Source organism: Pseudomonas sp. GW821-FHT05D12, from assembly GCF_059419825.1.
The window spans coordinates 203709-214562 of sequence record NZ_JBWKSN010000014.1 but is presented as its reverse complement, the minus strand read 5'-3'; the positions used below and the strand labels follow the sequence as shown (position 1 = coordinate 214562).

Here is a 10854-nt window from a genome sequence, read left to right as displayed (position 1 = left end):
CCCCCCCCCCCCCCCCCCCCCCCCCCCCCCCCCCCCCCCCCCCCCCCCCCCCCCCCCCCCCGCTCCCACATTTTTGATTGCATTTCAATTCATCGTCAGGCGATGTCGCGCAGCTCCCGCCGCAGGATCTTGCCCACCGGCGTCATCGGCAACGACTCCCGCAGCACAATGTGCTTGGGCACCTTGTAGCCGGTGAAGTTGGTCTTGCAGTACGCCTTCAACTCCTCAAGGCTCACCCCTTCGGCACGCGCCACCACGAACAGCTTCACCGCCTCGCCCGTGCGTTCGTCCGGCACGCCGATCACGGCACAGTTGGCCACCGCCGGGTGGGCCATGACCACGTCTTCGATCTCGTTGGGGTACACGTTGAAACCCGAGACGATGATCAGGTCTTTCTTGCGATCGACAATGCGCACAAAGCCGTCGTCATCGATCACCGCAATGTCGCCGGTCTTGAGCCAACCCTCGGCGTCCAGCGCCTCGGCGGTGGCGGCCGGTTGCTGCCAATAGCCCTTCATCACCTGCGGGCCCTTAATGCACAGTTCGCCGCGCTCGCCAAGCGGCAACTCGACGCCCTGGTCATCGATTACTTTCATTGCCGTGGCCGGCACCGGGATGCCCACGGTGCCCAGGCGGGATTTGTTGCCATACGGGTTGGTGCTGGCCACCGGTGAGGTTTCCGTGAGCCCGTAGCCCTCGCCGATGGCGCAACCGGTGAGCTGCTGCCAGCGCTCGGCCGTCGCCTTGATCAACGCGGTGCCGCCGGAGTTGGTGAGCTTGAGATGGGAAAAGTCCAGGCTCTTGAAGTCCGGGTGGTCCATCAACGCCACGAACAGCGTGTTCAGCCCCAGCAGCCCGGTAAAGCGCCAGTTCTTCAGTTCCTTGATAAAGCCGCCGATGTCGCGCGGGTTGGTGATCAGCACGTTGTGGTTGCCGGACACCATCATGCACATGCAATTCGCGGTGAAGGCATAGATGTGGTACAGCGGCAGCGGCGCGATCATCACCTCCTGCCCTTCCTTGATCAGCGGATGGCCGTCCTCGCCGGTCTGCGACATGCAGGCGCGCACCTGCTGCATGTTCGCCACCAGGTTGCCATGGGTGAGCATCGCGCCCTTGGCCAACCCGGTGGTGCCACCGGTGTACTGCAGCACGGCGATGTCATCGAGGGTCACCGGATGCCGGGTCACCCCCAGGCCGGCACCCAGGCGCAACGCGCGCTTGAACGACACCGCGCGTGGCAGGCTGTAGGCCGGGACCATCTTCTTCACCTTGTCGACCACGGTGTTGACCAGCCAGCCCTTGGCGGCGGGCATGAAGTCGCCCATCCGGGCTTCGATCAGGTAGTCGATCTCGGTGTCGCTGCACACTTCCTGCACGCGCGAACCGAACAGGTTGAGGTAGACCAGCGCGCGCACGCCGGCGTCCTTGAACTGGTGGCGCATCTCGCGCGGGGTATACAGCGGGTTGGTGTTGACCACGATCAGCCCGGCGCGCAACGCACCGAACACGGCAATCGGATAATGCAGCACGTTGGGCATCTGTACCGCGATGCGCTCGCCCGGCTTGAGATCGGTGTGCTGTTGCAGGTAGCCGGCGAACGCCGCACTCTGGCGCTCAAGCTCGGCGTAGGTCAGGGTGATGCCCATGTTGCTGAATGCCGGACGGTCGGCAAAGGCCTTGCAGGAACGCTCGAAGACTTCGATCACCGACTTGTAGGCCGTCAGGTCGATGTCATTGGGGACGCCCGCCGCGCGTTTGTCATTCCAGAAATCAGGTTGCATTATTCTTGTCCTCTTACCTGAGTGTGTCCGGCCACTTTCGTGTTGCGATAGAAAGCGGAGCTTTGGGGACGTTAGCAGCTATGGCTAAACAGGCAAATAAGGGAAAGAGCGTCATTAATTGCGTGAATCTTCCTACAAGGGCCTGCACTGATCAGACGCAACCTCGAGGATGAGCTATACACTGCAACGACCCTGAGCAAAGGAATCGCCATGAACCACAGCACCTTCTGGCTGACCGCGAATGACCGCAGCCGCCTGTACGTCAATCAATGGATGCCCGAAGGCCCGCCCAAGGCCCTGGTGATGCTGTCCCATGGCATGGCCGAGCACAGCGGTCGTTATGCGCGCCTGGCCGCAGCCTTGTGCGCCGCCGGCTACGGCCTGTATGCGCTGGACCAGCGTGGCCATGGCCGCACCGCCGACGAAGGCACCCTGGGGCTGTTCGCCGAGCGCGATGGCTGGAACAAAGTGGTCGGCGACCTGGCCAGCCTCAACCAGCACATCGGCCAGCAGCAGCCGGGGTTGCCGATCCTCCTGCTGGGCCACAGCATGGGCAGCTACATCGCCCAGGCCTACTTGCTGCATCACAGCGCCAGCCTGAATGGGGTGATTCTCAGCGGCTCAAATTTCCAACCGGTGGCGCTGTACCGCGCCGCCCGGGTGATCGCCCGCATCGAACGCCTGCGCCAGGGGTTGCGCGGTCGCAGTGCGCTGATCGATTTCCTCTCGTTTGGATCGTTCAACAAGGCGTTCAAACCCAATCGCACTGCATTTGACTGGCTCAGCCGCGACCCGGCTGAAGTCGACCTCTACATCAACGACCCGCTCTGCGGCTTCCGCTGCACCAACCAGCTGTGGATCGACCTGCTCGGCGGCTTGCAGCAAATCAGCAAAGCGTCCAATCTCGCGCAGATCGATCCGGGCCTGCCGATCCTGGTGATCGGCGGCGAATGTGATCCGGTGAGTGAGGGCAAGCGTCTCAACAGCCTGGCCCAAGCTCTGCGTGAGGCCGGCAGCCAGAACCTGCACCTGATCATTTACCCGCAGGCGCGACACGAAGTGTTCAATGAAACCAACCGCGACCAAGTCACCGCGGATGTGCTGACGTGGCTCGACCAGGCCCTGACCTTGCGTCGACCGACCCGCTGCGAATAATTTTTCGTTTAAAATCAGAAAGTTAAATTACCGATTAGCCACAGGATGCAACTTTAGATGACCCAGGTAACCAACACCCCGTACGAAGCCCTCGAAGTCGGCCAGACCGCCAGCTACAGCAAGACCGTCGAAGAGCGCGATATCCAGCTGTTCGCCGCGATGTCCGGCGACCACAACCCGGTGCACCTGGATGCCGAGTACGCCAAGGCGACCATGTTCAAGGAGCGCATTGCCCACGGTATGTTCAGTGGCGCGCTGATCAGTGCGGCGGTGGCCTGCGAGCTGCCTGGGCCCGGCACGATCTACATCGGCCAGCAGATGAGCTTTCAGAAGCCGGTGAAAATCGGCGACACCCTGACCGTGCGTCTGGAAATTCTCGAGAAGCTGCCAAAGTTTCGCGTGCGCATCGCCACCCGTGTGTTCAACCAGCGCGATGAGTTGGTGGTGGACGGTGAGGCGGAGATCCTCGCGCCACGCAAGCAGCAGGTCGTGACCTTGACCGAGTTGCCGCCGATCAGCATTGGCTGATAACCGTTACAACGTCGACGCAATGCAAATGTGGGAGGGGGCAAAAGCCCCCTCCCACATTTTTTTACAGCCTGTACAGCGCAGGGCTTACGACTGAGCGCGAGCCTGGTTACGCAGGGCTTTCACCTGGTCGTGGTTGCGCTGTGCGCCGTGGAACTGACGCTCTACCAGGTCACGAATACCCAGCAGGTTGTGCTTGTTGATCTTCTCGATCGCTTCCTTGTAAGCCTTCAGTGCGTGGTCTTCACCGCGCTCGGCTTCGTTCAGCACGGCTTCTTCGTCTTTGCCGGTGACCAGCGACTTCACGTCGACCCAGCCACGGTGCAGGGCGCCGGCAACGCTGCCGGATTTTTCCGGATCGCCGCCCAGGGCTTTCACTGCAGTCTGCAGTTCTGCTGCAGCAGCAGCGCAATCAGCGGAGCGCTTGACGAACAGGGCTTTGAGTTCTGGGTGCTTGATGTCTTCGGCACAAGTTGCGAAACCTTTCTGGCCGTCTTTGCTGGTCTCGATCAGGTCGTTGAGTACGGAGATCGATTCTTTATTGATGTCAGTCATTTTCCATTTCCTTGTGCGGGTTTAAGAAGGTTGCATAAATGATTGCAGCGCCCGTGCCAGGTTATGAAAAATAACTTTTCCCTTTATTTTCAATAAGTTGAAAATTATTGAACCATCTGTATGTACGTTATTTGCATGATCTGTCATTTGGCCTTCATGCAGAATGCCTGTATTTTCCAAGGTCTCGACTTACGCCGCGCCGATCCCATGAATCCCGAAAAACTCGAACTGCTGATCACCCGCGAAATGCCCTTCGGCAAATACAAGGGCCGGATCATCGCCGACCTGCCAGGTCCCTACCTGAATTGGTTCGCCCGTGAAGGTTTTCCCCACGGCGAACTGGGCGGGCTGCTGGCCTTGATGCAGGAAATCGACCACAACGGCCTGTCCGAATTGCTCGAACCGCTGCGCGCCAAACACGGCAAACCCGCCCCTCGCCACTAAGAGTCTCGCCATGCCAAGGAATGCCGACAACGAACACCATTGGCACACCATCGCCCAGCGCTACGAGCTGGAGCCCGGTCCGATCAACCTGGAAAACGGCTACTTCGGGCGCATGAGCCGCGAGGTGCGGGGGCAGTACCTGGAGCACGTGGCGTTTATCAATCGCAGCAATTCGCTGCATGTGCGCCAACGCTTCGAGCGCGGAGAGAACGATGAGATCCGGCGCCAACTGGCCGGGTTGATCGACGCCGCCCCGGAGGCAATCGCCTTCACCCGCAACGCCACCGAAGCCTTGCAGTCGTTGATCCGCAACTACAACCGCCTGCAACCGGGCGACCAGGTCCTGATCAGTGACCTGGAGTACGACACGGTCAAAGGCGCGATGCGCTGGTTGGCCGGCTACCGGGGTGTGGAGGTGATCGAGCTTTCCCACACCCATCCGGCCAGTTTCGACAGTCTGCTGCAGACGTATCGCCAAGCGTTCGAGCAGTATCCGCGCCTCAAGCTGATGGCGCTCACCCACGTCACCCACCGCACCGGCCTGGTGATGCCGGTCGAAGCCATCGCCAAGGCGGCGCGCGAGCATGCAGTCGATGTGATCCTCGATGGCGCCCATGCCCTGGGCCAGATCGAGTTCAACCTCGCCCAACTGGGCATCCAGTTCGCCGGCTTCAACCTGCATAAATGGATCGGTGCGCCACTGACGCTGGGCTTCCTCTACATCGCCCCCGAGCGCCTGGCCGATATCGACCCGGACATGGGCGAATTCCACTACCCCGCCACCGACATTCGCGCGCGTACGCCCTATAGCACGCCGAACTTTCCGGCGCTGATGACCCTGCCGCTGGTGCTGCAGGAACATCAGGCCCTCGGCGGCGCGGCGGCCAAGGGCGCGCGGGTCAATTACCTGCGGGATTTATGGGTGAGCCAGGTGCGGCCATTGCCGGGAATCGAGGTGCTGACACCGGATGATCCACGGCTGTATTGCGGGATCACGGCCTTCAAGTTTGTCGGGCGGGACCAGCAGGTGATGGCGGATCGATTGCTCCAGGACTACGGCCTGTTTACCACCACTCGCACGGGCGCGGCGTTTGGTACCTGCATCCGGGTCACGCCGGGGCTGGTGACGTCGGCGGCGGACATCAATGTACTGGTCAACGCCATTACCGAGCTGGACACACTGTAGGAGCCAATCTGCAGGCAAAAAAAAGCGGTACACCGACCAAGTGCACCGCAAAAATGCCGTTAAGCACAGCAACAACGATTCGATGAATCAGATCAATCCAGCAGCGCCAGCGCCTGCGCGGTGACTTCCTGGATACGCGCCCAGTCGCCGTTCTTGACCCACTCCGGGTCGAGCATCCAGCTACCGCCCACGCACATCACGTTTTTCAACGCCATGTAGTTTTTGATGTTGGCCGGGCCGACGCCGCCAGTCGGGCAGAATTTCACTTCGCCGAACGGGCCGCCCAAGGCCTTGATGGCAGCCACGCCGCCGCTCACTTCGGCCGGGAACAGCTTGAAGCGGCGATAGCCCAGGCCATAGCCTTCCATGATCCCGGAGGCATTGCTGATGCCCGGCAGCAGCGGGATCGGGCTGTGTACCGAGGCTTCCAGCAGGTCACGGGTGATGCCGGGCGTGACGATGAATTGCGAGCCGGCCACTTCGGCCGCTTCGAGCATATGGCGGTCGAGCACGGTGCCAGCACCGGTGCACAATTCAGGACGTTGCTCGCGCAGTACCTGGATGGCCTTGAGGCCGAACTCGGAACGCAGGGTCACTTCCAATGCGGTCAAACCACCGGCTGCCAGGGCATCGGCCAGCGGCAGGATGTCCTGTTCGCGGGCGATGGTGATCACCGGCAGGATCCGCGCCTTGGCGCAGAGACTGTCGATCAGGGCAACTTTATCCGCCATGGACACGGTCGGTTGAGGGCTTTTCATAGCGGCTGATCCTTGGCTCATGGGCACCAGTAAATCTCTAATGTAGGTTGCAAAAACGCGCGAATCGGCATGGCAGCAACGTCGTCACTGGCCAGCGCGGCGCTCAAGGTGGTCAATTTCGAACTGCCGGAAATCGACAGTACGGTGTAGTGGGCCGTGGCCAGCAACGCGCGACTCATGGTCAGGCGCTGGTGTGGCACGGTCGGCGCGAGCATCGGCCAGCAACGGCGGGTACCGTTGGCCTGCAGGGCCTCGCTGAGGTTCGGGCTGTTGGGAAACAGCGATGCGGTGTGGCCGTCATCGCCCATGCCCAGTACCAGCACATCAATCGCTGGCAATTCGGCCAGCAGGCGATCGGCCTGCTCGGCAGCGTCTTCGAGGTTGGCGGCGGCGCTGTACAGGCTGAGGAACCTGGCCTTGGCCGCCGGGCCTTGCAGCAGGTGCTGCTTCAACAGGCCGGCATTGCTGTCGGCGTGCTCCACCGGCACCCAGCGCTCATCGGCGAGGGTGATGGTGACCTTGGACCAGTCCAGTCCCTGCTTGGCCAGGTGCTGGAAAAACGCCACCGGGCTGCGGCCACCGGAGACCACCAGGGTCGCCGCGCCACGTGCACTGATGGCCGCGCGCAGTTGCTCGGCCACGTCCAGCGCCAGGCCTTCGGCCAGCAGCACCGGGGTGCGGAACTCATGGGGTGTCACGCCCTGAGGCAGTTTCAATTCAGATATCGCCATACCACGACCTCCCGTCCCGCGTGATCAGTGCAATCGAGCTCATCGGCCCCCAGGACCCGGCCGCGTACGGCTTAGGCGCATCGCCGGATTTTTTCCACCCGGCGATCAACTGGTCACACCACTTCCACGCGGCTTCGATTTCATCTTTGCGAACAAACAGGTTCTGATTGCCGCGCATCACTTCCAGCAACAACCGCTCGTAGGCATCCGGAATCCGGGCGCTGCGATAGGTGTCGGAAAAATTCAGTTGCAGCGGGCCGCTGCGCAGTTGCATGCCCTTGTCCAGGCCCTGCTCCTTGGTCATCACGCGCAAGGAAATACCTTCGTCCGGCTGCAGGCGGATGATCAGTTTGTTGCTGATCTGCAGGCGCTGCTCGGGCGCGAAGATGTAGTGGGACGGTTCCTTGAAGTGGATGACGATCTGCGACAGCTTCTGCGGCATGCGTTTGCCGGTGCGCAGGTAGAACGGCACGCCGGCCCAACGCCAGTTGCGGATATCGGCACGCAGGGCGACGAAGGTCTCGGTGTCGCTCTGGGTGTTGGAATTCTCTTCTTCCAGGTAACCCGGCACTGCCTTGCCCGCGCTGTAGCCGGCGATGTACTGGCCACGTACCACCTGGGTCGTCAGGCCATCCGGGCTGATCGGCGCCAGGGCCTTGAGCACCTTGACCTTCTCGTCACGGATGCTGTCGGCAGACAGGTCGGCCGGCGGGTCCATGGCGATCAGGCACAGCAGCTGCAGCAAGTGGTTCTGGATCATGTCACGCAGCTGGCCGGCCTTGTCGAAGTAACCCCAACGGCCTTCGATACCGACCTGCTCGGCCACGGTGATTTCCACGTGGGAGATGTAGTTCTGGTTCCACTGGGTTTCGAACAGGCTGTTGGCGAAACGCAGGGCGATCAGGTTCTGGACGGTTTCCTTGCCCAGGTAATGGTCGATGCGATAGGTGCGGTTTTCCGGGAAAAACTGCGCCACGGCATCGTTGACCTTGCGCGAAGACTCCAGGTCCGACCCGATCGGCTTTTCCAGCACCACGCGGGTGTTTTCCGCCAGGCCGACCTTGGACAGGTTCTCGCAGATCGCGCCATACACCGCTGCCGGGGTGGCGAAGTAGGCAATCAGGCGCTGCTCGGTGCCGGCGATTTCAGCCAGGGCCACGTAGTCGTCGGCCTTCATGAAGTCGACGTGGACATAGGTCAGGCGCGCCAGGAAACGCTGGGCGATGCTCTCGTCCAGTTCCTTGCCGACATATTTACGCAATTCTTTTTCGATGTGGGCCAGGTGCTGCTGCTCGGAACCGGCTTCACGGGCCAGGGCCAGGATGCGCGTATCGTCGTGCAGGAGCGCGGCGCCATCGAGTTGATAGAGGGCAGGAAATAACTTGCGCAACGCCAGATCACCCAAGGCGCCAAACAGGGCAAAGGTGCAGGGTTCTACGGTTATCGAAGGCATGATGTTTGTTCTTTTATCAAGTTAAGCTACAAATACCTTTTTTCAAGGCATCACTCAAGGAAAAATGTAGTAATAACCACAACATTTTCCCGAAATACGCATTCCGAGTGGTGGTGTTCAGCTACCCTCAGTAGGATAGGCCACCGCAAAGGGCCACTCGTCGATTGGTTGCCACCCTTTATTTGCATCGTCGCCCGAAGGAAAGACTGAATGGACCGCGTGCGAAATCTTCTGGAACAGATCCGGAACCGCCTCGAAGAATTGAACAAGGCCGAGCGTAAAGTCGCTGAAGTCATCCTGCTCAACCCGCAGCAGGCCACCCGCTTCTCGATCGCCGCCCTCGCCCAGGCCGCCTCGGTCAGTGAACCGACGGTCAACCGCTTCTGCCGTTCATTCGGCGTCAGTGGTTACCCTGAACTTAAATTGCAACTGGCGCAAAGCCTGGCCAGCGGCGCGGCCTACGTCAGCCGCGCCGTGGAGGCCGATGATAACCCTGAGGCCTACACCCAGAAGATCTTTGGCAGTGCCATTGCGTCCCTGGACAGCGCCTGCCAGGCGCTGGACCCGGCCCTGATCAGCAAGGCCGTGGATTTGTTGATCCAGGCGCGGCAGATCCACTTCTTCGGCCTGGGCGCTTCGGCGCCGGTGGCCATGGATGCGCTGCACAAGTTTTTCCGCTTCAACCTGGCCGTTACCGCCCATGCCGACGTGCTGATGCAACGCATGATCGCCTCGGTGGCGCACACAGGCGAGCTGTTCGTGATCATTTCCTACACCGGGCGCACCCGCGAGCTGGTGGAAGTCGCGCGTATCGCCCGCGAGAACGGCGCTTCGGTGCTGGGCGTGACGGCCGAGAACTCGCCCCTGGCCAAGGCCAGTACGGTGAGCCTGAACATTCCCCTGCCGGAAGACACCGACATCTACATGCCGATGACGTCGCGCATCATTCAGTTGACCGTGCTGGATGTGCTGGCTACTGGCATGACCTTGCGTCGCGGGGTGGATTTCCAACCGCACCTGCGCAAGATCAAAGAGAGCTTGAATGACAGCCGGTATCCGGTGGGGGATGAGTTCAACTAAGGCCTGCACCCGCGGGCTTGATGTGGCATGCGGGCCTGTTGTGGCATGTGGGCTTCTTGTGGCATGTGGGACTGCTGTGGCATGTGGGCTCCTTGTGGCGAGCGGGCTTGCCCCGCGTTGGGCTGCGCAGCAGCCCCAGCAAGACCACCGCGTTCCTTCAGGTAGATCAGGTTCTCAGGTTTTAGGGCCGCTTCGCGCCCCAACGCGGGGCAAGCCCGCTCACCACAACAAGCGCGCTCACCACAAGAAGCCTGTTCACCACAATTAGTCAGCTCACCACAAACACACCCGCACTCACTTCAGGCCCCAGCCCTGGCCTGCAGGCTCAAATGCGCCCGCTCCCCTGGCGCCAGGCTGGCCCCGGCCATTGCCGACTCCACACACACAAACCCCGCCGCCTCGTTGAAGCTCACCCCCAGCAGCGGCCGGCTGCCTGGGTGCCACACCACGGTGTCGGCGCTGTCGCCGGTGTCGATGCACAGTTCGCGCTGCCAGGCGTGGTCCTTGAGGTGCAATTCGCCCTCGTGCTGGAACACCCGCTGGCATCCGCCCTCCACGCGCAACTCACCTTCCTGCTGGCACACCTGGCGATTGAGTTGGTCGTAACCGTGCGCACCGTCGAGCCCAGACAGCGCTATCTCGTCGACGTGACCAATACGCCAATAAGCATGCAAAGCATGGCTCAGCTGGCACGGCAGTTCGTCCTGATGCTCGGTGCTCAGGCGCAGTTCCAGGGTGTCGCCCAGGTGCGCGTGCAGGTCGACCTGCCAGTCGCACAACTGCAATTGCCAGTGCAGGCGCACGCCGTCGTCGTCGGTACTGCTGTCGAGCAGTTTCCAGTCGATCAACCGCGCCCAGCCATGGGACGGCCACGCGTTCTCACTGGGATGCCGGCCATACCAGGGCCAGCACACCGGCACGCCGCCACGGATGGCACCGACTTGCGGCCACTTGGCCGCGCACCACAGCCAGGGCTTCTGCCCGCGCGGCTGAAAATGCAACAGCTGCGCGCCCTGGCGACTGAACACCGCCTGGCACAGCGGATGGTCGATCACCAACACGTCGCGCATCTGAAAGCGCTCCCAGGCGAACACCGGACGTTCGCGCAGGGATTTGAAAAAACGTTGCAGCGGATGCTCATGCATGTGCCACGGTCCTGAAAATCATGTCTGAAATGCGC

The 10854-nt window shown here is 61.5% G+C and carries 11 protein-coding genes; 5 read left to right on the top strand and 6 right to left on the bottom strand.

All coding sequences use genetic code 11. The features are described from left to right. Positions 1–95 precede the first annotated feature (95 nt). The gene (fadD2, locus tag AC07SI_RS24960; protein ID WP_065909020.1) at positions 96–1784 is read right to left on the bottom strand and encodes a long-chain-fatty-acid--CoA ligase FadD2; all 1689 of its coding nucleotides are present in this window, start codon (positions 1782–1784) and stop codon (positions 96–98) included. 210 nt (positions 1785–1994) lie between these two features. Between fadD2 and AC07SI_RS24955 the strand changes: the two genes are divergently transcribed. Together AC07SI_RS24955 and AC07SI_RS24950 are read left to right on the top strand one after the other, a co-directional pair. Continuing rightward, positions 1995–2939: an alpha/beta hydrolase gene (locus tag AC07SI_RS24955; RefSeq protein ID WP_120449659.1), complete on the top strand. Its 945-nt coding sequence runs from the start codon at positions 1995–1997 to the stop codon at positions 2937–2939. Positions 2940–2996: 57 nt separating this feature from the next. Beyond that, on the top strand, positions 2997–3467 hold the full coding sequence (locus AC07SI_RS24950; protein WP_003175719.1) for a MaoC family dehydratase: 471 nt from the start codon (positions 2997–2999) through the stop codon (positions 3465–3467). Between the two features lie 87 nt (positions 3468–3554). Here the strand turns inward: AC07SI_RS24950 and AC07SI_RS24945 are convergent, their stop codons facing one another. Beyond that, positions 3555–4022, bottom strand: a complete 468-nt coding sequence (locus tag AC07SI_RS24945) for a ferritin-like domain-containing protein (protein ID WP_065909014.1) — start codon at positions 4020–4022, stop codon at positions 3555–3557. Positions 4023–4229: 207 nt separating this feature from the next. On the opposite strand from AC07SI_RS24945, the gene AC07SI_RS24940 reads away from it, so the two are divergent. Then, on the top strand, positions 4230–4466 hold the full coding sequence (locus AC07SI_RS24940; protein ID WP_003213031.1) for a DUF3820 family protein: 237 nt from the start codon (positions 4230–4232) through the stop codon (positions 4464–4466). A 10-nt stretch (positions 4467–4476) separates the two neighbouring features. After that, entirely contained in the window at positions 4477–5652 is a 1176-nt protein-coding gene (locus AC07SI_RS24935) for an aminotransferase class V-fold PLP-dependent enzyme (RefSeq protein ID WP_262133340.1), read from the top strand. Between the two features lie 92 nt (positions 5653–5744). Here AC07SI_RS24935 and AC07SI_RS24930 read toward each other — a convergent pair whose 3' ends face one another. Genes AC07SI_RS24930 through zwf form a run of 3 tightly spaced genes read right to left on the bottom strand, consistent with a single transcriptional unit; the run spans position 5745 to position 8594 of the window. Beyond that, a complete protein-coding gene (locus AC07SI_RS24930; protein ID WP_026013852.1) occupies positions 5745–6410 on the bottom strand; it encodes a bifunctional 4-hydroxy-2-oxoglutarate aldolase/2-dehydro-3-deoxy-phosphogluconate aldolase in 666 nt (221 codons plus the stop codon). A gap of 17 nt (positions 6411–6427) precedes the next feature. Further along, positions 6428–7141 (bottom strand): 6-phosphogluconolactonase, encoded by a 714-nt coding sequence (gene pgl / locus AC07SI_RS24925; RefSeq protein WP_120449663.1) that lies wholly within the window; start codon positions 7139–7141, stop codon positions 6428–6430. Further along, complete coding sequence (gene zwf, locus AC07SI_RS24920; RefSeq protein ID WP_065909010.1) at positions 7128–8594, bottom strand: glucose-6-phosphate dehydrogenase; 1467 nt, start codon at positions 8592–8594, stop codon at positions 7128–7130. Before zwf ends, pgl begins: the two co-directional genes overlap by 14 nt. 219 nt (positions 8595–8813) lie before the next feature. On the opposite strand from zwf, the gene AC07SI_RS24915 reads away from it, so the two are divergent. Then, positions 8814–9674, top strand: a complete 861-nt coding sequence (locus tag AC07SI_RS24915) for a MurR/RpiR family transcriptional regulator (RefSeq protein WP_169856377.1) — start codon at positions 8814–8816, stop codon at positions 9672–9674. A 299-nt stretch (positions 9675–9973) separates the two neighbouring features. On the opposite strand, the gene AC07SI_RS24910 is transcribed toward AC07SI_RS24915, so the two are convergent. Next, positions 9974–10819, bottom strand: a complete 846-nt coding sequence (locus AC07SI_RS24910) for a D-hexose-6-phosphate mutarotase (RefSeq protein WP_065909008.1) — start codon at positions 10817–10819, stop codon at positions 9974–9976. Positions 10820–10854: the final 35 nt, after the last annotated feature.

Bases quoted from the DNA above. Each gene is read 5' to 3' on its own strand.
- AC07SI_RS24930 (WP_026013852.1), bottom strand. From the start codon at position 6,410: ATGAAAAGCCCTCAACCGACCGTGTCCATGGCGGATAAAGTTGCCCTG.
- fadD2 (WP_065909020.1), bottom strand. From the start codon at position 1,784: ATGCAACCTGATTTCTGGAATGACAAACGCGCGGCGGGCGTCCCCAAT.
- AC07SI_RS24950 (WP_003175719.1), top strand. From the start codon at position 2,997: ATGACCCAGGTAACCAACACCCCGTACGAAGCCCTCGAAGTCGGCCAG.
- AC07SI_RS24945 (WP_065909014.1), bottom strand. From the start codon at position 4,022: ATGACTGACATCAATAAAGAATCGATCTCCGTACTCAACGACCTGATC.
- pgl (WP_120449663.1), bottom strand. From the start codon at position 7,141: ATGGCGATATCTGAATTGAAACTGCCTCAGGGCGTGACACCCCATGAG.
- zwf (WP_065909010.1), bottom strand. From the start codon at position 8,594: ATGCCTTCGATAACCGTAGAACCCTGCACCTTTGCCCTGTTTGGCGCC.
- AC07SI_RS24910 (WP_065909008.1), bottom strand. From the start codon at position 10,819: ATGCATGAGCATCCGCTGCAACGTTTTTTCAAATCCCTGCGCGAACGT.
- AC07SI_RS24935 (WP_262133340.1), top strand. From the start codon at position 4,477: ATGCCAAGGAATGCCGACAACGAACACCATTGGCACACCATCGCCCAG.
- AC07SI_RS24955 (WP_120449659.1), top strand. From the start codon at position 1,995: ATGAACCACAGCACCTTCTGGCTGACCGCGAATGACCGCAGCCGCCTG.
- AC07SI_RS24940 (WP_003213031.1), top strand. From the start codon at position 4,230: ATGAATCCCGAAAAACTCGAACTGCTGATCACCCGCGAAATGCCCTTC.